21 protein-coding genes are annotated in these 23712 nt (G+C 64.1%); 9 read left to right on the plus strand and 12 right to left on the minus strand.

The features are described from left to right. Window position 1: 1 nt before the first annotated feature. Complete coding sequence (locus RFM40_RS02925; RefSeq protein ID WP_126102720.1) at window positions 2-304, minus strand: DUF982 domain-containing protein; 303 nt, start codon at window positions 302-304, stop codon at window positions 2-4. 294 nt (window positions 305-598) lie between these two features. Between RFM40_RS02925 and RFM40_RS02930 the strand changes: the two genes are divergently transcribed. Then, entirely contained in the window at window positions 599-2056 is a 1458-nt protein-coding gene (locus tag RFM40_RS02930; protein WP_320277099.1) for an NCS1 family nucleobase:cation symporter-1, read from the plus strand. Window positions 2057-2095: 39 nt separating this feature from the next. Here the strand turns inward: RFM40_RS02930 and RFM40_RS02935 are convergent, their stop codons facing one another. From RFM40_RS02935 to tpiA, 5 genes are all read right to left on the minus strand, one after another. Continuing rightward, on the minus strand, window positions 2096-2635 hold the full coding sequence (locus RFM40_RS02935) for a DUF1697 domain-containing protein (RefSeq protein WP_320277100.1): 540 nt from the start codon (window positions 2633-2635) through the stop codon (window positions 2096-2098). 22 nt (window positions 2636-2657) lie between these two features. Next, entirely contained in the window at window positions 2658-4295 is a 1638-nt protein-coding gene (gene pyrG / locus RFM40_RS02940; RefSeq protein WP_320277101.1) for a CTP synthase, read from the minus strand. Window positions 4296-4490: 195 nt separating this feature from the next. Beyond that, window positions 4491-5609, minus strand: a complete 1119-nt coding sequence (locus tag RFM40_RS02945; RefSeq protein ID WP_320277102.1) for a L,D-transpeptidase — start codon at window positions 5607-5609, stop codon at window positions 4491-4493. Between the two features lie 214 nt (window positions 5610-5823). Beyond that, a complete protein-coding gene (gene secG, locus RFM40_RS02950) occupies window positions 5824-6342 on the minus strand; it encodes a preprotein translocase subunit SecG (RefSeq protein ID WP_320277103.1) in 519 nt (172 codons plus the stop codon). A gap of 168 nt (window positions 6343-6510) precedes the next feature. Beyond that, entirely contained in the window at window positions 6511-7278 is a 768-nt protein-coding gene (gene tpiA, locus RFM40_RS02955) for a triose-phosphate isomerase (protein ID WP_320229185.1), read from the minus strand. 144 nt (window positions 7279-7422) lie between these two features. On the opposite strand from tpiA, the gene RFM40_RS02960 reads away from it, so the two are divergent. The 6 genes from RFM40_RS02960 to lexA all read left to right on the plus strand — a co-directional run bounded on the left by RFM40_RS02960 (window position 7423) and on the right by lexA (window position 13680). Continuing rightward, complete coding sequence (locus RFM40_RS02960) at window positions 7423-9315, plus strand: peptidyl-prolyl cis-trans isomerase (RefSeq protein ID WP_320277104.1); 1893 nt, start codon at window positions 7423-7425, stop codon at window positions 9313-9315. Continuing rightward, complete coding sequence (gene trpD / locus RFM40_RS02965) at window positions 9312-10322, plus strand: anthranilate phosphoribosyltransferase (RefSeq protein WP_320219248.1); 1011 nt, start codon at window positions 9312-9314, stop codon at window positions 10320-10322. Before RFM40_RS02960 ends, trpD begins: the two co-directional genes overlap by 4 nt. A gap of 4 nt (window positions 10323-10326) precedes the next feature. Further along, window positions 10327-11139 carry an indole-3-glycerol phosphate synthase TrpC gene (trpC, locus tag RFM40_RS02970; RefSeq protein ID WP_320273920.1) on the plus strand — a complete coding sequence of 271 codons (813 nt, stop codon included), beginning with the start codon at window positions 10327-10329 and terminating at the stop codon, window positions 11137-11139. Window positions 11140-11141: 2 nt separating this feature from the next. Continuing rightward, window positions 11142-11621 (plus strand): cyclic pyranopterin monophosphate synthase MoaC, encoded by a 480-nt coding sequence (gene moaC / locus RFM40_RS02975; protein ID WP_320277105.1) that lies wholly within the window; start codon window positions 11142-11144, stop codon window positions 11619-11621. 1 nt (window position 11622) lies between these two features. Further along, on the plus strand, window positions 11623-12828 hold the full coding sequence (locus RFM40_RS02980) for a molybdopterin molybdotransferase MoeA (protein ID WP_320277106.1): 1206 nt from the start codon (window positions 11623-11625) through the stop codon (window positions 12826-12828). A gap of 117 nt (window positions 12829-12945) precedes the next feature. Next, window positions 12946-13680: a transcriptional repressor LexA gene (gene lexA, locus RFM40_RS02985; protein WP_126100401.1), complete on the plus strand. Its 735-nt coding sequence runs from the start codon at window positions 12946-12948 to the stop codon at window positions 13678-13680. Here the strand turns inward: lexA and RFM40_RS02990 are convergent. Next, a complete protein-coding gene (locus RFM40_RS02990; RefSeq protein ID WP_320277107.1) occupies window positions 13664-16126 on the minus strand; it encodes a ComEC/Rec2 family competence protein in 2463 nt (820 codons plus the stop codon). The two genes, lexA and RFM40_RS02990, sit on opposite strands and share 17 nt — an antisense overlap. 102 nt (window positions 16127-16228) lie before the next feature. Between RFM40_RS02990 and gltX the strand changes: the two genes are divergently transcribed. Beyond that, window positions 16229-17653: a glutamate--tRNA ligase gene (gltX, locus tag RFM40_RS02995; protein WP_320277108.1), complete on the plus strand. Its 1425-nt coding sequence runs from the start codon at window positions 16229-16231 to the stop codon at window positions 17651-17653. A gap of 182 nt (window positions 17654-17835) precedes the next feature. Continuing rightward, complete coding sequence (gltA, locus tag RFM40_RS03000) at window positions 17836-19164, plus strand: citrate synthase (protein WP_320277109.1); 1329 nt, start codon at window positions 17836-17838, stop codon at window positions 19162-19164. Between the two features lie 68 nt (window positions 19165-19232). On the opposite strand, the gene lpxB is transcribed toward gltA, so the two are convergent. Genes lpxB through lpxD form a run of 5 tightly spaced genes read right to left on the minus strand, consistent with a single transcriptional unit; the run spans window position 19233 to window position 23654 of the window. Continuing rightward, window positions 19233-20414 carry a lipid-A-disaccharide synthase gene (gene lpxB, locus RFM40_RS03005; RefSeq protein ID WP_320277110.1) on the minus strand — a complete coding sequence of 394 codons (1182 nt, stop codon included), beginning with the start codon at window positions 20412-20414 and terminating at the stop codon, window positions 19233-19235. Then, a complete protein-coding gene (locus RFM40_RS03010; protein WP_320277111.1) occupies window positions 20404-21306 on the minus strand; it encodes an LpxI family protein in 903 nt (300 codons plus the stop codon). Before RFM40_RS03010 ends, lpxB begins: the two co-directional genes overlap by 11 nt. Further along, complete coding sequence (gene lpxA, locus RFM40_RS03015; RefSeq protein ID WP_320277112.1) at window positions 21293-22129, minus strand: acyl-ACP--UDP-N-acetylglucosamine O-acyltransferase; 837 nt, start codon at window positions 22127-22129, stop codon at window positions 21293-21295. The genes RFM40_RS03010 and lpxA overlap by 14 nt, the downstream gene beginning before the upstream one ends. A 15-nt stretch (window positions 22130-22144) precedes the next feature. Then, window positions 22145-22606, minus strand: coding sequence for a 3-hydroxyacyl-ACP dehydratase FabZ (gene fabZ / locus RFM40_RS03020; RefSeq protein ID WP_320229175.1), 462 nt, complete (start codon window positions 22604-22606; stop codon window positions 22145-22147). Next, window positions 22599-23654 carry a UDP-3-O-(3-hydroxymyristoyl)glucosamine N-acyltransferase gene (gene lpxD / locus RFM40_RS03025; RefSeq protein WP_320277113.1) on the minus strand — a complete coding sequence of 352 codons (1056 nt, stop codon included), beginning with the start codon at window positions 23652-23654 and terminating at the stop codon, window positions 22599-22601. The genes fabZ and lpxD overlap by 8 nt, the downstream gene beginning before the upstream one ends. Between the last annotated feature and the right edge of the window lie 58 nt (window positions 23655-23712).

Genomic DNA, 23712 nt, shown 5'->3' on the forward strand with positions numbered 1-23712 from the left:
GCTACCGCCTCAGAGCGTAGACATTGTCCGTGGACGGACCACCCAGCGGCAGCGCCATGTCGTCATCGAGAAGGCGGGTGATACGGGCAAAGCCGACGAAAGCCTTTCTCGCCTCCTCGGCCGACATTTTGCCCGACATTGCCGCCGAACAGCAATTCACGGCGCATTGATAAACGGGGCCGCGTCTGCCCGTAGGCCACTTCCGCAGGAACACCATCGCTTCGGAGACGCTATCGACTTCCTCCAAGGGATATCCCTGCCCACGCGCAATCCGCACTGGGGTAAAGAAATGCAAGCGATCCATAGTTTCCTCCCGGTTCGACCGCAGAGCAGCCGAACCCGAATAAACGCATATCCTGTGGATTAGTTCCAAACAAATTTGGTTGCCGCTTGAAAATTTTGGAACCGCCGATCTGCGGCGAAAACGCCTACGTCGACTCAGGCTCCGGTGAGATCAGTGTCAGCGATAAGGGCCATTCTCATTGAATGTCTTTAAGGCGAAAGCCGGCAAATGGATTGCTTGCCGGTTCCCCAGCGTCAGGCTTAACCTCGGCGGTTAACGCGTGAGGGCGCGTTTTGCAAAAGGGGAACACTTGCAATGACCATACAAGGCGCATCGCCCGGCCTCTACAACGAGGATCTGGCTCCGGCAACGGTCAGGAACTGGGGACCGTTTTCGATCTTCAACGTCTGGACATCCGACGTCCACAGCCTCTGGGGCTACTATCTCGCCGCAAGTCTGTTCCTGTTCTGCGGCGGCTTCGTCAACTTCATCATCGCCATCGGCATCGGGTCGCTGATCATCTATTTCCTGATGAACCTTGTCGGCTATGCCGGCGTGAAGACCGGCGTGCCCTACCCCGTGCTCGCCCGCGCTTCCTTCGGCATCTGGGGCGCCAACATCCCGGCGCTGGTGCGGGCCGTCGTCGCCTGCTTCTGGTACGGCGCGCAGACGGCTGCGGCATCGGGTGCGATCGTCGCGCTGCTGACGCGGCTGCCATGGTTCAACGAATTCAACCAGACCTCGCACCTGCTCGGCCATTCCACCCTGGAAGTGATCTGCTTCGTCGTCATCTGGGCGCTGCAGCTCCTGATCATCCAGAAGGGCATGGAAACCGTGCGCCGCTTCCAGGATTGGGCCGGCCCCGCCGTGTGGGTGATGATGCTGATCCTGGCGATCTATCTCTGCGTGAAGTCGGGTACCTTCGCCTTCACCAGCGACATCCCGATGGACGTGCTGCTCGACAAGACCAAGGACGCCGGCGTGCCCGGCGAGCCGGGTTCGTGGACGGCGCTGTTCGCGGTGGCGGCGATCTGGGTGACCTATTTCTCGGCGCTCTACCTCAACTTCTGCGACTTTGCCCGCTATGCGCCCGACAAGGCATCGCTGCGCAAGGGCAACATCTGGGGCCTGCCGGTCAACCTCATCCTGTTCTCGCTGGTCGCCGGCGTCACCACGATCGCCGCCTACGACGTCTATCACGAGGTGCTGCTGCATCCCGACCAGATCTCGGCCAAATTCGACAGCTGGTTCCTGGCGGCTCTGGCGGCGCTGACCTTCGCGGTGGCGACGCTCGGCATCAACGTCGTGGCGAACTTCGTCTCGCCGGCATTCGACTTCTCCAACGTCTTCCCGCGCCAGATCGACTTCAAGAAGGGCGGCTACATCGCAGCACTTATCGCATTGGTGCTCTACCCCTTCGCGCCGTGGGAAGGCAGTGCCGCGTCCTTCGTCAACATCATCGGCGCGACGATGGGGCCGATCTTCGGCGTGATGATGGTCGACTACTACCTGATCCGCAAAAGCGAGGTCGACGTCGAGGCGCTCTACCGCGAAGACGGCGAGTTCCGCTTCCAGGGGGGCTGGCACGTCAACGCCTTCATCGCCGCCGGTATCGGCGCGATCTTCTCCTCGATCCTGCCGAACTTCACCAGCTGGCTGCCGTCATGGTGGGGCGTCTACGGCTGGTTCTTCGGCGTGGCGATCGCCGGTGCGGTCTACTACGTGCTGCGCACCATGGCGCTGGGTGCTGGAGCGCGGACGGCGAAGGCCTGAAGCAAATGGGGCGGCGAAAGCCGCCCCCTCTCCATCTGGCTAATTCCGGACTATCTCGGCCAGCCGGCGCACCGTGTTCCAGTTGCGCGAAGTACCGATGCCAAAGCGCTTATGATTGGCGGCTGCAAGCAGGCGAGAGCTTGGCCTCTCGCGCGAAAACACCAGCCAGATATCGCCGTCGACCAAAAGAACCTTCTCGTCTTCAGCAGCACGGGCCTGAAGCGCGGATAGGGCATCCGTCGGTACAGGCTCGCGCATGACGCGCACAGCGACCTGATCGCCGGTGGCCGCGGATTCGGCCGGAAACGGATTTCCAGTCGCGAGCTTCAGCCAATCTTCGGCGCCGCGCACGATGATGTCGACATGGCGGCCGAAAGTCTCTTCGAAGGCCCTCTCCAGCTGCTGTTCGAGGGCGGAAATTTTGGTCGACCGCGTCTCGAAGACCAGATTGCCCGTCGCCACCAGCGTGCGGACATTTTTCAGCCCTAGGCCTTCGGCCATCGCCTTGAGGTCCGACATGACGAGGCGCCGCCCCTCGCTGAGGAGAATGCTGTAGAGCAGCGCGACATAGGTCTGCATGGCTGATCTGCCAGCCAACGGCCTAAACGAGCCGCGACTGTTCCACCGCGGCCGAGATGAAGCTCGCGAACAGCGGGTGCGGTTCGAGCGGCCGGCTCTTCAATTCCGGATGGTACTGCACGCCGATGAACCAGGGATGGTCGGGATACTCGACCGTCTCCGGCAGCACGCCGTCGGGCGACATGCCGGCAAACACCAGCCCGCAATCCTCGAGCCGCTCCTTATAGTCGACATTGACCTCGTAGCGGTGGCGGTGGCGCTCGGAAATCTGGGTGTCGCCATAGATCTCGGCGATCTTCGACCCCTTGGCCAGTTCGGCCTGGTAAGCGCCGAGCCGCATCGTGCCGCCAAGATCGCCGGTGGCCCGGCGTTTCTCCAGCATATTGCCCTTCAGCCACTCGGTCATCAGGCCGACGACCGGCTCCCCGGTCGGGCCGAACTCGGTCGACGAGGCCTTCTCGACGCCGGCCAGCGACCGCGCCGCCTCGATGCAGGCCATCTGCATGCCGAAGCAGATGCCGAAGTAAGGCACCTTGCGCTCGCGCGCGAATTTCGCGGCGAGAATCTTGCCTTCCGAGCCGCGTTCGCCGAAACCGCCGGGAACGAGGATGCCATGAACCTTTTCCAGCCACGGCGTCGGGTCTTCCTTCTCAAAAATCTCGCTCTCGATCCAGTCGAGCTTGACCTTGACGCGGTTGGCGAGGCCGCCATGCGAGAGCGCCTCGATCAGCGATTTATAGGCGTCCTTCAGCCCTGTGTACTTGCCGACGACGGCAATCGTCACCTCGCCTTCGGGATTGTGGATGCGGTTGGAGAGCGCCTGCCACGGCTCCATGCGCGGCTTCGGCGCCGGGTCGATACCGAAGGCGGCGAGCACTTCGGAATCCAGCCCCTCCTGGTGGTAGGCCATCGGCACGTCATAGATATGCGGCACGTCGAGCGCCTGGATGACGGCGCTTTCGCGCACGTTGCAGAACAGCGAAAGCTTTCTGCGCTCTTCCTTGGGGATCGGCCGGTCGGCGCGCACCAAGAGGATGTCGGGCGCGATGCCGATGCCGCGCAATTCCTTGACCGAATGCTGCGTCGGCTTGGTCTTCAACTCGCCCGCCGTCGGGATGTAGGGCATCAACGTCAGATGCACATAGACCGCGTTGTTGCGCGGCAGGTCGTTGCCGAGCTGGCGGATCGCCTCCAGGAACGGCATCGCCTCGATATCGCCGACCGTGCCGCCGATCTCGCACAGGACGAAATCGTAGTCGTCATTGCCGTCGAGGACGAAATGCTTGATCTCGTCGGTGACGTGCGGGATCACCTGCACGGTGGCGCCGAGATAGTCGCCGCGCCGCTCGCGCTCGATGATGTTCTTGTAGATGCGGCCGGTGGTGATGTTGTCCTGCTGGTTGGCCGAGCGGCCGGTGAAGCGCTCATAGTGGCCGAGATCGAGATCGGTCTCGGCGCCGTCGTCGGTCACGAACACTTCGCCATGCTGATATGGCGACATCGTTCCAGGGTCGACGTTGAGGTAGGGATCGAGCTTTTTGATCCGCGCGCGATAGCCTCGCGCCTGCAGAAGAGCCCCAAGAGCTGCTGCGGCGATGCCTTTTCCGAGTGAGGAAACCACGCCGCCTGTGATGAATACATATCGCGCCATGGGAGTCATCGCTTAACGCGGCCTGATTGATTCCGCCAGAGAAAAAACCGCCGCGAAGGCTTTTTCCCAAGATGGCGCCGGTGCCCGTGACAGGCGATTTGCTTATGTCAAAACGAAAGGGCCGGCGGTGCCGGCCCTTTCGGCAGTTGTTCGAACGCGTCAGATGATGACGACTGGGTCGTTATATAGGTAACGACCTTGTCGTCAGATAATAACAACCTTGGTGCCGATCTTGACGCGGCTGTAAAGATCCATGACGTGCTCGTTGATCATGCGGAAGCAGCCGTTGGAGGCGCTGGTTCCGATCGACTGCGGCGCAATGGTGCCGTGGATGCGCAGATGCGTGTCCTTCTTGCCGTCATAGAGATAGATGGCGCGCGCGCCGAGCGGATTCTCGCCGCCGCCGGGCATGCCGTCCTTGTATTGGCCATAGTGCTTCGGCTCGCGCTTCTGCATATCGAGCGTCGGGATCCAGCGCGGCCACTCCTGCTTGTCGCCGACCGCCACGGTGCCCTTGAACTGCAGGCCTTCGCGGCCGACCGCTATGGCATAGCGGCGTGCGGTGGAAAACGATTCGACGAGGTAGAGGCGGCGCGCGCTGGTGTCGATGACGATCGTGCCCGGCTCATAGCCGGTGAACGTAACGTCCTGCGGCACAAACTCCGGCTTCACCTTGAACGGCCTCTTGGCATCCTTCCTGGCGAGCGCCGAATCGAGCGCGCGGGTCTCGGGGAGGTAGCTGATCGAGGATACCGACTGGCCGCCGAACAGGCCGGCGAACAGCCCGCCGCTGCTCGTCTGCTTCTGGCCGGGCTGCTCGCTGCGCAGTTCACCGTTGTTGCCCGCGGCTGCGATGTTCATCGCCTCGGCCGAGATCGGCTCGTCGGTCTGGATCGGCGCGATCGGGGCGAGAGGCTCGAGCGGCGCGATGATCTTGACGGTCTTCTTCGCCGGCTTGGCGTCAGCCACTTCGGCTTCCGTACCCTTCTTGGCAAGCCATTCCTGGCGGGCCGCGTCAGCCTTGGCCTTGGCCGCCTCGCGCATCGCCATCTTGCGGGCTTCGAGCGCCTTGGCCTTGGCGGCTTCCTTGTCGGCCGCGATCTTGGCCTCGAGCTTGCTGATCTGTGCGAGGTCGTCCGAGGTTGGGTTTTTCTTCTTCTTGAGAAGCCTCAGCTGCGATGCGTCGCTCTTGGCTGCGACGGGAATTGCGTCGGTCTTCTCTACCGACGGCGTGGCGGCCAGGTTTGCCGGCGAGGCGATGGCCGCGGAACCCATGCCGAGGACGGCACAGAATCCCAAAAGGATGAAGCTGCGAAGCTGCATGGCGAAGATCCGATCGTTCAATGCTTGTTGCCCACGGCGTCGCCCGGCGCCCCCCAAGGACGCCGAAAAGTGCCGCGCGCAATCTATAATCGATTAGCCGCGGGCGGCTCAAGCTGAGCTACGCGCTACGCCCGGTTGAATCTTCGTGATCAAGCGGCATTTGCCGCGACTGTGTTCAAACAACAACAGATCGCGGCGGCGAATGCTTGTCCGGCTACTGGTTCGGAACCTGCGGGGTGACCGGCAAGGTGACGCCGTTCGCAGCCGGCGGCGCGGTCGGATTCGCCGGCGCCGGCGTGGTGGGAGCAGTGGCCGGAGCTGTCGTGGTGCCGCCGTTCGACAGCGGGGTGGTGGTCGTCGTGCCGCCCGACGGAGCCGCGGGCGCGGTACCGCCGGCCGGCGCTGCAGGCTGCGAGGTGCCCACCGGGCCATTGGCGCCCGGAAGCTGGTTTAGCACGCCCTTACCCGCGTTGTCCGTTGCCGCCGGCCGGTCGAGGATGTCGATCGGCTTCTCGCCGTAGCGGGCGAGGATGGAGAGCGCAAGCGAGGTTACGAAGAACGCCGCGGCGAGGATCGCCGTCGCGCGGGTCAGCGCATTGGCGGCGCCCCGCGCGGTCATGAAACCGGAACCGCCGCCAATGCCGAGACCACCGCCTTCGGAGCGCTGCAGCAGCACCACGCCGACAAGGGCAAGCACGACCATAAGGTGGATGACGATCAGTACGGTTTCCATAATTTATCCTGGCGAGGCCTTGCGCGGCCGCGCATACGACCGGTGATTTGGAGGCGGCTCCTTACAATGCTTTGGCGGCATTTCCAAGCCCGTGGCCGGGAATATGGGAAGCAATGCGGCCATTGCAACGATTTGGCCGCGTCCCTGCCGCTCCGGCTGCGCCAGCGGCTATGAGATATTCATATAGGCTTCCGCGATGGCGAGGAAGTCGGCCGCCTTCAGGCTTGCGCCGCCGACCAGCGCGCCATCGACATTCTCGACGCCAAGCAGCTCCACCGCATTGGAAGGCTTGACCGAACCGCCATAGAGAATGCGCATCCTGGCCGCGGCTTCACCGAGCAGCGCCGTGAGCTTGCCGCGGATATGCGCATGCGCCTCGGCGACGTCGGCTGCGGTCGGCGTCAGGCCGGTGCCGATGGCCCAGACCGGCTCATAGGCAATGATGGTGTTGGCGGCGGTGGCGCTCGGCGGCACGGAACCGTCGAGCTGGCGCGACAGGATGTCGAGCGTCGCGCCCGCCTCGCGTTCGGCGCGCGTTTCGCCGATGCAGATGATGGCCACCAGCCCTGCCCGCCAGGCGGCCGACGCCTTGGCATGGACAATAGCGTCGTCCTCCCCTCCCTGTTCGCGGCGTTCGGAATGGCCGACGATGACGTGGCTGGCTCCGGCATCCTTCAGCATCTCGGCCGAAATGCAGCCGGTATAGGCGCCGCTTTCCTTGGGGTGGCAATCCTCGCCGCCGGCGCGGACGGGCGTGCGCGACAGGATCTCGGCAGCCTGGTGAAGCAAGGTCGCCGGCACGCAGACCAGCGCTTCCGTCTCCGCATCGAGGCCGCTCATGAAGCCGTTGCCGATCATCCTCAACTCGTTGAGCGAGGCGCTGGTGCCGTTCATTTTCCAGTTGCCGGCGACGAGCGGACGGATTCCAGGGGTCATGGGGTCGGGTTCTCCAGGCGACATAAGGCAGCGCCCTCACTACCAAAATCAGGCCACAAAGCAATCGACAGTGGGCAGGAAGGGCGCTATTGCGCTTGTTTCAGACTCGGCGCATGCGAAAATTCGCAAAAATCGGAAGTAAGTATGCTTGGTTTATTGAGAAGCGCGGCAGGCACCTGGGTCGCGAAGGCGTTGCTGTCCTTGCTGGTGGTGAGCTTTGCTGTCTGGGGTATTTCGGGGCGCCTGTCGGGGACGTTGGGCGGTCATCATTCGGTGATCACGGCCGGCGGCACGACGGTTTCGATCAACGAATACCGGCTCGCCTACGACCGCCAGATCAACATGCTCTCGCAGCAATACGGCCAGCGCATCACCCAAGAGCAGGCCAAGCTGCTCGGCCTCGACAACCAGGTTCTGGCGCAGCTCGTTTCGGGTGCTGTGCTCGACGAGCAAGCCCGCAAGCTCGGGCTTGGCCTTTCCAAGGACCGGCTGGCCGAGCTGACGCGCGAGGATCCGGCTTTCAAAGGCCCGAGCGGCCAGTTCGACCGCAGGACCTTCGAATATCTGCTTCGCCAGGTTGGCATGCGGCCGGAGGACTATCTCAGGAACCGCTCGCAAGTGGCGGTGCGCCAGCAGATCGTCGAGGCGATTTCCGACGGTCTCAAAGCGCCGCAGACCTTCCTGAAGGCGGTCGCGCTCTATCGCGGCGAGGATCGCACGATCGACTATCTCGTCCTGCCGAAGACATTGGTGCAGCCGATAGAGGCGCCGTCCGACAGCGCGCTGAAAACCTATTTCGAAGCCAACAAGAAGAACTACGCTGCGCCGGAATACCGCAAATTCTCCTATATCCGGTTGGAGCCGCAGGACATCATGGACCCGACGGCGGTGACCGACAGCCAAGTCGCCGACGACTACAACAAGAACAAAGCGCGCTACACCACGCCCGAAATGCGCACCATCGAACAGCTGGTGTTCAAGACGCCGGATGCGGCCAAGGCGGCATATGATTCCCTGAAAACCGGCGCCACCTTCGACAAGATCGTCACCGCCGAAGGCAAGACCCAGGCAGATACGCTGCTCGGCACGCTGGCCAAGGACAAGATCGCCGACAAGGCGGTGGCCGACGCGGCCTTCTCGCTCAATGCCAACGAGGTCAGCCCGGTGGTCCAGGGCGCCTTCGGCCCGGTGCTGCTGCGCGTCACCGAGATCAAGCCGCAAGTGGTGAAGCCGCTTTCGGAAGTATCGGATCAGATCCGCAAGGACCTGGCGCTCGGCGAGGCTAGCCGCATCCTGCTCGACGTACACGACAGCTACGAGGACACCCGCGCTTCGGGCGCCTCGCTTGCTCAGGCCGCCGAAAAGCTGAAGCTCAAGGTCGTCGCCATCGACGCCATCGAGCGCACCGGCCAGCGGCCGGACGGCACGATCGTCAACGACCTGCCGCAATCGGCCGATCTCATCAAGGCGGTCTTCGAGGCCGAGCCGAACCAGGAAAACGAAGGCCTGACCACCGCCGACAACGGCTTCGTCTTCTATGAAGTCCAGTCGATCACGCCGGCGCGCGACCGCACGCTGGACGAGGTTCGCCAGAAGGTGGCGGCCGACTGGACGGCCGCCGAGACCGACAAGCGGCTCGACGCGAAGGCTGAGGAGCTGGAAAAGCGCCTGAAGGCCGGCACGACGCTCGACGTGATCGCGGGCGAGCTGAAGCTCGAGAAACAGACCAAGCGCGGCTTGAAGCGGGAAGCCGACGATGCCGACTTCGGCAAGGAAGGTGCCGCGGCCATGTTCGGCGTCGGCGAAGGCGGCACGGGCGTGATCCCCTCGCCCACCGGCGATGGCCAGATCCTGTTCAAGGTCGCCGAAGTCTTCGAGCCGGCAGGCGCCGATGGCAGCTCGGTTCCCGACGATGCGCAGAAATCCTTCAGCGCCGGCATGTCCGACGACCTGCTCGACCAGCTGGTGGCGCAACTGCAGTCGCAATACGACGTTCGCATCGATCCGTCCGCCGTTTCCCAGGCACAGACCCGATGAGCGCTCTCAAGACACACATAGCCAAGGTCGCCACCGGCAGCGCGCTCTCCTTCGAGGAAGCGCGTGAGGCTTTCGACATCATCATGTCGGGCGACGCGACGCCGGGCCAGATCGGCGGCTTCCTGATGGCGCTGCGCGTGCGCGGCGAGGCGGTGAGCGAGATTTCGGGCGCGGTCGCCACCATGCGCGCCAAGATGCTGCGCGTCGAAGCCCCGCTCGGCGCTATCGACATCGTCGGCACCGGCGGCGACAACTCGCACTCGGTCAACATCTCGACCGCCTCGGCCTTCGTCATTGCGGCGGTCGGCGTTCCGGTCGCCAAGCACGGCAATCGCGGCCTCTCCTCGCTGACCGGTTCGGCCGATGTGCTGACGGCGCTCGGTGTCAAGATCGACATCTCGCCGGAGACGATCGGCCGCTGCATCCACGAGGCGGGCGTCGGTTTCATGTTCGCGCCGGCGCATCACCCTGCGATGAAGCATGTCGGCCCGATCCGGGGCGAGCTCGGCACGCGCACCATCTTCAACCTGCTCGGACCGCTGTCCAACCCGGCCGGCGTCAGCCGCCAGATGGTCGGCGTCTTCCTGCCGGAATGGATCATGCCGGTGGCCGAGACGCTGAAGGCGCTTGGCGCCGATCACGCCTGGGTCGTGCATGGCGACGGCTACGACGAGATCACCACCACCGGCGAGACTCAAGTTGCCGAGCTCGCCGGCGGAGAAATCCGCAACTTCACGCTCACTCCGGAAGCGGTGGGACTGAAGCGGCACAGCAAGGAAGAGCTGCGCGGCGGCGATGCGGCCTATAACGCCACGGCATTACGCGATATGCTGGGCGGCGCTGCTGGCGCCTATCGCGACACCGTGCTGATGAATGCCGGCGCCGGGCTGGTGGTGGCTGGCAAGGCGACGACGCTCGCCGACGGCATTGAAGCGGCCGCACAGGCCATCGACAGCGGTCGCGCGCTCGCAGTGCTCGACAAGCTCATCGAGATTTCGAACGGTTAGAACTTTGTCCGATATCCTGCGCAAGATCGAAGCCTATAAGCGCGAAGAAATCGCCGCGGCGAAGCTCAGCGTGCCGCTTGCCGATATCAAGGCGAAGGCGAAGGATGCAGAACCGCCGCGCGGCTTCCTCGCGGCACTCGAGGCCAAGCGGAAGGCCGGCGGCTTCGCGCTGATCGCCGAGATCAAGAAGGCAAGCCCTTCCAAGGGGTTGATCCGCGCCGACTTCGATCCGCCGGCGCTTGCCAGGGCCTACCAGCAAGGCGGTGCTGCCTGCCTTTCGGTGTTGACCGACGCTCCGTCCTTCCAGGGCGCGCCCGCATTCCTCACCGCCGCGCGCGCCGCTGTTCGCCTGCCCGCTTTGCGCAAGGATTTCCTCTTCGACCCATACCAGGTCCACGAGGCACGGGCCTGGGGCGCGGACGCGATCCTCATCATCATGGCAAGCGTCGACGACACTCTGGCCGCCGAGCTCGAGGCCACAGCCTTCGAGCTCAACATGGACGCGCTGGTGGAGGTGCATGACGAGAAGGAGATGGAGCGCGCGCTTCGCCTCTCGTCGCGGCTGATCGGCATCAACAACCGCGATCTGCGGACATTCGAGACCAGCCTCGACGTTTCCGAGCGCCTTGCCGCCATGGTGCCGGCTGACCGGCTGCTGGTCAGCGAGAGCGGCATCTTCACCCATCAGGACTGCCGCCGGCTGGAGAAGAGCAGCATCGGCACCTTCCTGGTCGGCGAAAGCCTGATGCGGCAGGCCGACGTCGCCGCGGCAACGCAGCTTCTGCTGACCGGCAAGGCGCCGGCCGAGGCCGTTTGAGGATGCCTGTCCTCACCCATCTTGGCACCAAGGGCGAAGCCAACATGGTCGATGTCGGCGACAAGGCCGAGACGACGCGTACGGCAATCGCCGAAGGTTTTGTCACCATGCAGCCGCAAACGCTGGAGATGATCCTGGCCGGCGACGCCAAGAAGGGCGACGTGCTGGGCACCGCGCGCATCGCCGGCATCATGGCGGCCAAGAAGACGCATGAACTCGTTCCGCTCTGCCACCCGTTGCTTCTGACCAAGGTTGCGGTCGATATCGAGCCCGACCGCGCGCTGCCCGGCCTGAAGGTGACCGCGCTTGCCCGTGTCACCGGCAAGACGGGCGTGGAGATGGAGGCGCTGACCGCGGCGTCGGTCGCGTGCCTCACCATCTACGACATGGCCAAGGCGGCCGACCGCGCTATGGTGATTTCCGGCATCAGGCTGGTCGAGAAGACCGGCGGCAAGTCGGGCGACTACAAGGCGGGTTCCTAAGATGGCGCTGGTTCCGGTCGCCGAGGCGCTCGAGCGCCTGCTGGACGGCGCGACTGCGCTGCCGGGCGAAAGCGTACCGTTGGCTGACGCGGCGGATAGGGTTCTGACCGAACCGGTGGTGGCGCTGCGCACCCAGCCGCCCTTCAATGCTTCGGCCATGGACGGCTATGCCGCACGCTTTGCGGATGTGGGCTCGGTGCCGGCGCGGCTCTCCGTGATCGGCATGGCGCCCGCCGGGCGTGGCTTTGCCGGCACTGTCGGCAAGGGCGAGTCGGTGCGCATTTTCACCGGCGCGCCTGTGCCCGAAGGCGCCGACACGATCGTCATCCAGGAGAATGTCCGCGACCTCGGCGGCGGCCAGATCGAGGTGACCGAGCCGACGTCCGCAGGACGCAACATCCGGCGAGCCGGTCTCGACTTCTTGCAAGGCGACGTTCTCTTGGAAAAAGGCCGCCTGCTCGATCCGGCAGCGCTTTCATTGGCGGCGTCGGCCAACCATCCAAGCCTCACCGTAGTGCGCCGACCGCTGGTTGCCATCATCGCCACCGGCGACGAACTGCTGCCGCCGGGCAGTGAACTCGGCCCCGACCAGATCATCTCGTCCAATGCCTATGGCGTCGTTGCGGCCGCGCAGGCGGTTGGCGCGCGCGCTCTCGATCTCGGCATCGCCGCCGACCGCCATGACGCGATCGCGGCTCTGGTCGGAAAGGCCGTCGAGGCCGGCGCCGATGTCATCGTCACCCTCGGTGGCGCGTCGGTCGGCGATCATGACCTGATCCACGACGTGCTGACTGGCCAAGGCATGCAGCTCGATTTCTGGAAGATCGCCATGCGCCCCGGCAAACCGTTGATGTTTGGCCGGCTTGGCAACATCCGCTGCATCGGCCTGCCCGGCAATCCGGTGGCAAGCCTTGTCTGCTCGCAATTGTTCCTGAAGCCGCTTCTGGCGCGTCTCGGCGGCCGCAGCTATCGGCAGGACATCCGCACTGCGCGGCTGGCTGCCGCAATGCACGCCAACGATCTCAGGCAGGACTATGTGCGGGCCGTCGTGCGCGAGGAGGCGGGGCAGCTGGTCGCGACGCCGTTCAGCGTCCAGGATTCCTCGATGCTCAAGATGCTGGCCGACGCCAACGGCCTCATCGTGCGCCAGCCCTTCGCCCCGACGGCCGAGGCCGGCGCCGAATGCAGCGTTCTGATGTTACGCTGAACAAAACGTCAACACATTCACTAAACTTTAAACGGTTGCGGAACACAACTGGAACAGATAGTGTTTGTTCTGGGTTTGTTTTTCTGATTCTGGTTTCAGGACCCGTTGGGGGCAGCCATGCTGACGCGCAAACAACATGAACTTCTGATGTTCATCCACGAACGGCTCAAGGAGAGCGGCATTCCGCCGTCTTTCGATGAGATGAAGGAAGCGCTCGACCTTGCCTCGAAGTCGGGCATCCATCGGCTGATCACGGCGTTGGAAGAGCGCGGCTTCATTCGCCGGCTGCCGAACAGGGCGCGCGCACTGGAAGTGCTGCGCCTGCCCGATTCGATCGCGCCCGGCCTCAATGCGGCCAGGAAGTTTTCGCCAAGCGTCATCCAGGGCGGCCAAGGCAATCTCGGCCGGCAGATCAAGCCAGCGGCGCCCTCGCGCGCGCCAACGCCCAGCAATGACGACGATGCCGTTTCGGCCGTGTCCATTCCGGTGATGGGCCGCATCGCCGCCGGCGTGCCGATCGACGCCATCCAGCATCAGACGCATTCGATCACGGTGCCGCCGGACATGATCGCGGGCGGCGAGCATTACGCGCTGGAGGTCAAGGGCGACTCGATGATCGAGGCCGGCATCTTCGACGGCGACACGGTCATCATCCGCAACGCCAACACCGCGAGCCCGGGCGAGATCGTGGTCGCGCTGGTCGACGACGAGGAAGCGACGCTGAAGCGCTTCCGCCGCAAGGGCGCCTCGATCGCGCTCGAAGCCGCCAACCCGGCCTATGAGACCCGCATCTTCGGCCCCGATCGCGTCAAGGTTCAGGGCAAGCTCGTCGGGCTCATTCGCCGCTACTGACTGGCTGGGGCGGCTTGGACTCTGACTTTTCGGGCTTCTTGTGGGGCGCCAGCCCTCTAGCCTCGCGCGAATACCGTCGTTGCTCGCGCCAGGGGCGGTAAGGCTTTTGCACGGCATACTGAATAGCCGGCCGCGCCGTTGCCGATTGCGGATCAAAGAAGACGGCGGCACTGCCATCGCGTGCCAGCTGCCGCTTGGTGACGACGAGAACCCGTGGATCGCGGCAAGGATTGTAGGCCGTGGCGTCGTTGATGACGACGAGATCAGCGAAGCCGCAGGCCGGTCGTGCACTCTCGCGGTTTTCCGCCAACGCGACGATCGCACCGGAAGGATGCCGGCCGATGCAGAGGTCACCGGTGCAATAGAACGGCGAACCTGGCGGCAGGTCGACGGGATCGGCTATGTCGAGCGCGTCTTTGGCGAACGTCTCCGGCGGCACGATCGCCTCGGCCTTCAGCGCGCGTTTCCAGTTGTCGGTGGTGAATTCGTTGGAGCGGGCACGGTTGATGGCGAGTTCGCCGCCGCCGATCGGCATGGCCACCAGATTCGCGTCCTCGGAGATCAGCAGGTCCGGCGTGCGCACCTGCGGAATGGTCAGCAAGGCCGCAACTGCGAAAGGAATTGCGGCCAGCCTGAGCCAGGTTGTGGCCATGGTGGCAATGACGAGCGCGATTGTTGCCAGCAGCACCGACTGGATCGAGATCAGCCCCACGGCATCGACCGGCGACCATTGCGAAATCCAGGCCGAGATCGCGATCATCGCCGTCAGGCCTTTGCCCATCAAATAGAGGAAAGGCCCATCGAAGCCGAACGGCATCATCACCGCGCTGGCGACGGCAAGGAACATCACGACCGTGACGATCGGCATGATCGCCAGATTTGCCAATAGGCTGAGCGGCGAGACGCGCTGGAAATGCCAGATGGCAAACAGCGCCGTAGCACTTCCGGCGATGATCGAGGTCATGGCGGCGCCACCCGCTCCGACCGCCAGCTTTCGCGACAGGAACCGCAGGAACGAACGCTTTGCCGGCGGCGCCCTCACTTTGTCGGCGCGGTAGTCGGCCCAGCCGGCATAGGCGCCGACAAGGGCGGCGGTTGCGGCGAACGACATCTGGAAGCTTGGGCCGACCACTTCATGTGGCGACACAAGGATGACGGCGATGGCCGAGATCGCCTGGTTGCGCATCGTCAGCGCCGCGCGGTCGAACAGCACGGCAACCAGCATGACGGCCAGCATGATGAAGCTTCGCTCGGCGGCGACCACCACGCCGGAGATGACGAGATAGGCGGCGATCGAGACAAGCGCGATGGCAGCGGCATATTTCTTCACCGGGCGCCGCGAAGAGAAATCCGGAAACAGCGCGAAGGCGCCGCGCAGCAGAAGCATGATCGTGCCGGCGACCAGCGCCATATGCAGGCCTGAAATCGAGATGTGGTAGATGCCGGTCCGCCGCATCGCCTCGTTGATGTCTTCGGGGATGCCGGCGCGAACGCCGACGATCAGCGCCGCGGCAATCTCGCCTTCAGGTCCGCCGACGGTGCTTCTGATGTGATCGGCAATGTTTTCGCGCGCGTTCTCGATCGCCGAGGCGATGCTCGCCCCGGGGGCAGGATCGGTTGTCGAAATGGCTTTCGGGTCGCCGAGGAAAAAGCCGCTGCCGCCGATGCCGGAAAAATAGCTATCGAAGGAAAAGTCATAACTTTCGGGGCGGACCGGTCCGGTCGGCGGCAAGAGCCGTGCATAGCCTGTCACCAGCGACCCTGCCTTCGTATCGGGCGGAATCCTGCGTGCCGAGAGCCTGACGCGATCCGGCGCGTAGCGCAGCGTCGGATGCGCGGTCGAGATGAGGTCAATGGTCAGCCGCACACGGCCATTGGCCATTTCCTCGGCGATGACGACGCGACCGGTCAGCCGCGTCTGGATCTCGGAGCCGAGCATCGGCGTTGCGGTCCGCCATGTCTCGACCTTCGCGGCGACAAAGCCCAATGCGCAAAGCAGCGCCGCCATGAAGAGAAGATGCGTCTTTGGCCAAGAGCGGGAAATGGCCGCGCAGACCGCCATCAGCGCTACCGCCGCCTGCGGCCTGTAGAGATCGGGCTCCGTGTTCAGGGAAAAATAGAAGATCACGCCGGCAGCCAGGAACACCGGCACCAGCAGGAAGCCGATGCCGCGGTCGAGCTCGGTCGTAGCGGCTACAACGACGCTTTGGCGAAACGCGGAAAACGAGGCGCGGTGGAACTGCCGTCGGATCCGGTCGATGGTTGCCGACTTTGGCGGCTGCAGGGCGGCACCGCCGTCCGGCGGTAAAATCTCACCAGCCGGCCGCGGCATCGGAAGCGAAACCGGCGCCGCTTCAGCAGGCGCGGTGCCGGCAAACAGCAGGCGCTCGCTGACGCCAGCCGTCGTCCCCTCGCCCTCCACCGCGCCCCGGCCACGTCCAGCCATCGGGTCTGCCCCTTGCGCCCCAGACCTCCTATGCTACATGAACCGCGACAGCGCGAAAGTCCGCGCAACCACGCCTGTTTTCAGTGCCATTCTGAGAGTTCCATGTCCGATAAGGTCGTCACCCGTTTTGCCCCCTCGCCCACCGGCTACCTGCACATCGGCGGGGCGCGCACGGCGCTGTTCAACTGGCTCTATGCCAAGCACACGGGCGGCACGATGCTGCTGCGCATCGAGGACACCGATCGCGAGCGCTCCACCGAGGCTGCGACGGCTGCCATTCTGGATGGACTGACCTGGCTCAGCCTCTCTTGGGACGGCGAAGCAGTGTCGCAGTTCGCGCGTGCGCCGCGCCACCGCGAGGTGGCCGAGGAGCTCGTGCGTCTCGGCAAGGCTTACTACAGCTACGAGACGCCGGCAGAGCTCGAGGCGATGCGCGAGGCGGCGCGGGCCAAGGGCCTGCCGCCGCGCTACAACGGCCAGTGGCGCGACCGCAACCCCTCCGAGGCGCCTCCCGGCGTCAAGGGCGCGATCCGTATCAAGGCGCCTATCGAGGGCGAGACCATCGTGCACGACCGCGTGCAGGGCGAGGTGCGTTTCCCGAACAAAGATCTCGACGACTTCATCATCCTGCGCTCGGACGGCAACCCGACTTACATGCATGCCGTCGTTGTCGACGACCATGACATGGGTGTCACCCACATCATCCGCGGCGACGATCATCTGACCAACGCGGCGCGCCAGACCGTGATCTACAACGCCATGGGCTGGGCTGTGCCGTCGATGTCGCACATCCCGCTGATCCATGGCGCGGACGGCGCCAAGCTGTCTAAGCGCCACGGCGCGCTCGGTGTCGAGGCCTACCGCGCCATGGGCTATCTGCCCGAGGCGCTGCTCAACTATCTGGCCAGGCTCGGCTGGAGCCATGGCGACGACGAGGTGATGTCGATCGAGGACATGATCTCATGGTTCGACATCGGCGACGTCAACAAGGGTGCCGCGCGCTTCGACTTCGCCAAGCTCGAGGCGCTGAACGGCGTGCACATGCGCCAGATGGACGACAAGGCCCTCTTCGACATCTTCGTCGCCACCTTGCCCTATCTCGAGGGCGGACCGGCGCTCGCGGCAAAGCTCGACGACAGGCGCAAGGCACAGCTGCTGGCCGCCATGCCCGGCCTCAAGGAGCGGGCAAAGACGCTGGTCGAGCTCGTTGACGGAGCCGCCTTCCTGTTCGTGGAGCGACCCCTGCAGCTCGATGAGAAGGCCGCAGGATTGCTTGGCGCTGACGCGCGCGCCATCCTTCGTGGTGCCCATGCAGCGCTCGCGGCGGTCCCCGGCAACTGGAGTGCGGCAACCGCAGAAGCCGCTATTCGTGACTTTGCGCAGGCCGGCGGCCACAAACTTGGCGCCGTGGCTCAACCGTTGAGAGCCGCGCTCACCGGCCGGAGCACCTCGCCCGGCGTGTTCGACGTGCTTGCCGTCTTGGGGCGCGCGGAGAGCCTGGCGCGGATCGGAGATCAAATCGATTAGGAGCGAACTGGCCCAAGAAGATTGGCATTGAAAGGTGTGTTTCGCAGTGCAACATTAGGCCTTGGCCCAATCTGGCACGCACCTCCTAAAATGCGGTGGTAAGTTCGCGCATTCCGGTGATTTCGACGTGTCGTTTGCAGGAATTGCCTTGCCGGCATGAGGAAACATAAAGGAGTTTGAGAATGAGCGACGCTGCGACAAAACTGGAATCGGGCGGCAGGGCGCATGAGTCGACCGCCAGGCTCGAACTCGCCGGCAAGACCCATGAATTCAAGGTGCGAAGCGGCTCGACCGGACCTGACGTCATCGACATCGGCGCGCTCTACAGCACCACTGGCGCCTTCACCTACGATCCGGGCTTCACGTCGACGGCGAGCTGCGAGTCGGCGATCACCTTCATCGACGGCGATGCCGGCATCCTCTTGCATCGCGGCTATCCGATCGACCAGCTTGCCGAGCATGGCGACTTCCTCGAGGTCTGCTACCTCCTACTCTACGGCGAATTGCCGACCAAGGCGCAGAAGGACGACTTCGACTATCGCGTGACGCGTCACACCATGGTTCATGAGCAGATGTCGCGTTTCTTCACCGGCTTCCGCCGGGACGCGCATCCGATGGCCGTCATGTGCGGCGTGGTCGGCGCGCTGTCGGCCTTCTACCATGACTCGACCGACATCTCGGACCCGTACCAGCGCATGGTCGCCTCGATGCGCCTGATCGCCAAGATGCCGACGATCGCCGCGATGGCCTACAAATACCATATCGGCCAGCCCTTCATTTATCCGAAGAACGAGCTGAACTTCGCCGCCAACTTCCTGCATATGTGCTTTGCGGTGCCCTGCGAGGAGTACAAGATCAATCCGGTGCTGGCGCGCGCCATGGAGCGCATCTTCATCCTGCATGCCGACCACGAGCAGAACGCCTCGACCTCTACCGTGCGGCTTGCCGGCTCGTCGGGCGCCAACCCGTTCGCTTGCATCGCCGCCGGCATCGCCTGCCTGTGGGGCCCCGCGCATGGCGGCGCCAATGAGGCGGCCCTCAACATGCTGGGCGAGATCGGCCATGTCGACCAGATCCCGGAATTCATCGCCCGCGCCAAGGACAAGAACGATCCGTTCCGGCTGATGGGCTTCGGCCACCGCGTCTACAAGAACTATGATCCGCGAGCAAAGATCATGCAGAAGACCGCGCATGAGGTGCTGGGCGAGCTCGGCATCAAGGACGATCCGCTGCTCGACATCGCGATGGAGCTGGAAAAGATCGCACTCACCGATTCCTACTTCATCGAGAAGAAGCTCTATCCGAACGTCGACTTCTATTCGGGCATCACGCTGAAGGCGCTGGGCTTCCCCACCACCATGTTCACCGTGCTATTCGCGGTCGCCCGCACCGTCGGCTGGATCGCGCAGTGGAAGGAAATGATCGAGGATCCCCACCAGAAGATCGGCCGCCCGCGCCAGCTCTACACCGGCGCCACGGAACGCGACTACGTGCCGATTGCGAAAAGGTGAGCGAATAGCGAATAGTGCAGGTTTCGCCAGCAGTTCCCGGCTTTTTGCTACTCGCTACTCGCTACTCGCTACTCGCTATTCGCTCTCTTGATGCATCCCATCACCACCTCGACGGCGATCTCGCCCGCGGGCTTCTCGGTTGCCATGCGCCTGGCGATCTCGGCGAAGCCTGCCTTCTGCCAGGCGCGCATGCCGGTATCGGCAAACAGGGCTTCCAACTGGCGGGCCAGGTTCTCCGGCCGGACATACTGGTTGTAGAATTCAGGAACCAGCGTACGGTCCGAAATCAGGTTGGGCAGCAGTGCCGACCATGTGGTCACCAGATAGCGCGAAATGAGACGCGCGATCGGATCGAGCTTGTAGCTGGAGACCATCGGAACGCCCGACAGCGCGAGTTCGAGCGAAACCGTTCCGGACGCGATCAAAGCCGCATCGGCCTTGCCGAACGCCTGCCATTTGCGCTCCGCATCGGTGATGATCTCCGGCTTCTCGTCCCAGCTCGCGACAGAGGTCCTGACCAGATCGGCGACATGCGGCACCGTCGGCAACAGCAGGCGCAGCCGGTGCCCGCGCTGGCGCAGAACCGACACCGCCTTACCGAAAGGGTCGGTCAGACGGCGCACCTCGCCACGGCGCGAGCCCGGCAGCACAAGCAGCGTCTTGACGCGATCCTCCGACAGGTCGCGCGGCAAGCTCTGCGCTGTGGCGGCGCCAAGCACGCCGGGATCCTGTGTCAGCCGGTGGCCGACATAAGTGCCGGGCGGTCCGCCAAGGCGGGCAAGCGCTTTCACCTCGAAAGGCAGGATGCAGAGGATGTGATCGATATAAGGCTTCATCGCTACCGCCCTGCCCGGCCGCCACGCCCATACACTCGGACACACATAGTGGACGATCGGAATGGCGGGCGCGGCAGCGCGGACCTTTTTGGCGACGCGCAACGAAAAATCGGGGCTGTCGATGGTGATCAGGCAATCCGGTCGCTCCGCCGCGATTGCGGCGGCTGTCTGGCTGATTCGCCGTATCAGCCGCGGCAGGTCGCGCAAGACGGCGCTGAAGCCCATCAGCGCGATCTCGCTGCCGTCGAACAGCGGCGTCAGCCCCATTTCCTGCAGATGCCGGCCGCCAATGCCGACAAGCTGGATCGTGCGGCCAGTGGTTTTCTCCAGCGCGCGCACGATGTCGGCGCCGAGCAGATCGCCGGATTCCTCGCCGGCGACGATGGCGATCTTGAGCGGCTTCTCACCGGCCATCAGCCGGCTCCGTTGCTGGAAGACCGACGATGAACAGGCCAAGCGCCTTGGCCCGCGCCAATGTCGTCGGGCCTTCGAGAATGAGCGAGCAGCCCGCCTCCACGGCTATGCCGGCAAGCCCTGCAGCATGCGCCGCCTCTACCGTCTGCGGGCCTATCGAAGGCAGATCCGCGCGCAACTCCTGACCCGGCTTGGCGCATTTGACGAGGACGCCGCGCGTCTTTCCGGCGAGTCTGCCGTGCCCGCGCAATTCGCGCGTTCTTTCAAGCAGGCCTTTTGTGCCTTCGATGCCTTCAAGCGCAATGGCCCGGCCGCCGATCGCAATCGCCGCCTGCCCGATATCCAGCGCGCCGATGGCCTTGGCCGCCGCGAGGCCCGCTTCGATATCGCGCCAGTCGGACTTGATTGGCTCGGTTGCCGTGAGCGTGCCTCTACCGGCGGTCAGTTCGGGGACGACCTCATGCGCGCCGACCACCTTGATGCCGCGCTTTTCCAGGCCCCGTGTCAGAATCTTTAGGAGTCCGTCATCGCCGCGCGCCAGTGCGACGATCACCGACGGTACGATCGCAAGCAATCCGAGGCTGGGGCGCATGTTGCTCAGCCTTGGCCTGCGCTTGATCTCCCCGGCAAGGACCAGATGGGTGACGCCGTGGCGTTTCAGCGTCGACACCAAGGAACCGATCTGCTCGAGCGCCAAGGTGACGTGCTCGTATCGGCTAAGCTGCTGCTTGCGGTCAGCCTCGCCTTCCATCAACAGAATGAAAGGCGGATGGCCGTGTGCGGCGAGACCGTCGGCGACCTCGACCGGCAGGCTGCCGCCACCGGCAATGATGCCGACCCTGGAGCCCGGCGCGAGTGCAAGCGCTGATCCGGCGGGCTCAGCCCTCGTCATCGCCGTTATCATCGTCGCCGCCACCCTTGAGAGACGGGACGGCATAGTGCCGCTTACCGCGGCTGGTGATGAAGTCGATGATCTTCATGGCCGTCGGCGAGGAGGCGAATTCCGCCTTGGCGATTTCGACATTCTCGGCGACGGTGCGGGAACGGTCGAAAATCGTCCTGTAGGCCTTGCGCAGCAGGTAGATTTCTGAGCGCGGCAGCCCGGCCCGCTTCAGACCGATGATGTTCAGGCCGCGCAAGCTAGCGCGATTGCCGACGGCAATGGCATAGGGGATTACGTCGCCGACAAAGGCCGAGCACCCACCGAGAAAGGCGTTGTCACCGACACGCACGAATTGATGAACAGCGCTTAGGCCGCCGATATAGACGTTGTCGCCGATCTCGCAATGTCCGCCCAGCGTCGCCCCATTGGCGAAAGTGGCGTTCTTGCCGACAACGCAATCGTGGGCGATATGGGCATAGGCCAGGAAATTGCCGTTGTCGCCCACTGTCGTCTCGCCGCGGCTGGAATCCGTGCCGACATGCATGGTGACGTTTTCGCGGATCGTGCAATTCTCGCCGATGACCAGCGTGGTGCGCCCGCCCTTATGCTTAGTATTCTGCGGCGGCGCTCCCAGCGTCGTCATCGGATAGACCTTGGTCGCGGCGCCGATAGTGGTTGCGCCTATTACCGAGACGTGACTGACCAGTTCGACGCGATCGCCGATAATGGCGTCGGCGCCGATGTAGCAGAAGGGCCCGATGCGGACGCCTTCGCCGAGCTGGGCTCCTTCTTCGACGACCGCAGAAGGGTGGATTGATGTCTGAACTTTCATGAGCATTTCGAACCGTCAGCCGGTGACCATCATCGCCGAAATTTCGGCTTCAGCCGCCTTCGCACCGTCCACCATGGCCTCGCAGGCGAATTTGAGCAGGTTGCCGCGCATCTTGATTTTCTTGACGTGAATCCGGAGCTGGTCGCCGGGACCGACCGGTTTGCGGAATTTCGCGTTGTCGATGGTCAGGAAATAGACCAGCGATGGCTTTTCCGTATTGAGGCTGCGAATGCAGATCGCACCGGCCGTCTGCGCCATCGCCTCGATGATCAGCACGCCCGGCATCACCGGCTGCTCCGGGAAATGGCCTTGGAAATGCGGCTCGTTGATGGTGACGTTCTTGATACCGACGGCCGAGTCGTTGCCATCGATATCGACGATCCGGTCGATCAGCAGGAACGGATAGCGGTGCGGCAGGAGCTTCATGAGCCCCATTATGTCGACCGCCTCGAGTGTCGTCGCAACCATGTCAGCCATTTCCGTCGCCCTGCTTGCGCGTCCTGGCCAGCCTGCGCAGCATCGCGATCTCGCGCATGGCTTCCGCCATCGGCTGCGCCGGATAGCCTCCCCAGACCTCGCCCGCAGGCACGTTGCTCATGAATCCGCTTCTCGCAGCAAGCTTGGCTCCCGGACCGATGGTCAAATGATCGGCGAGGCCGACACCGCCACCCATGGTGACGTTGTCGCCGACGACGACGGAACCGGAAATACCCGAAAGCCCGGCTATAATGCAATTGCGGCCGATGCGAACATTGTGGGCGATCTGCACCAGATTGTCGATCTTGGTGCCTTGTCCGATGACTGTGTCGGACATCGCGCCGCGATCGACGGTCGAGTTGGAGCCGATCTCGACATCGTCCTGGACGACGACGCGGCCGATCTGCGGCACGCGCTCGGGTCCCTTGGCGCCGCCCACGAAGCCGAATCCGTCCTGGCCGATCCTGGCGCCGCCATGGATGATGACGCGGTTGCCGATCAGCGCGTATTGGATGCTGGCGCCCGGGCCGACGTAGCCGTCGCGGCCTATCTTGCAGGAGCGGCCAATGACGGCATGCGGCGCAATGACCGTGCCTGCGCCAATAGACGCATCGGGACCGATCACCGCGCCCGCCTCCACGATCGCGCCGGTTTCGACATGCGCGGACGGATCGATATGCGCCTGCGGCGAAACACCGGTTTCCCCGGTCATCGGCCCTGGAGTGGCAGCTTGCGGAAAGAGCAGCCGCCCGACCATGGCGAAGGCCTGCTGCGGGCGCGGATGCACCAGCACCGCGATCCCTTGCGGGGCTCTGTTGGCAAAGTCGGCGGGACACAGGACCGCGGCCGCCTTGAGCGACTGCATCAAAGCAAAATTGCGCTTGCCGTCGACGAAGACGAGCGCACCATCGCCGCCCTCACTGGCCGGCGCCAGCGCTTCGATGGCGATGTCGGCTTGCGAAGAATCGACGAGGTTGGCGCCGGTCAGATTCGCGACCTCACCAGCCGTATACCGGCGTGAAGGCGCGAAGAACACCGGATCGGTCATTCCACAAACATTATCCAGCTCGGTCGGATCAGTCTATTCCGGGCCGTCAGGCAGCCCG

This window comes from Mesorhizobium captivum, from assembly GCF_033977165.1.
GTDB classification, from domain to species: domain Bacteria; phylum Pseudomonadota; class Alphaproteobacteria; order Rhizobiales; family Rhizobiaceae; genus Mesorhizobium; species Mesorhizobium captivum.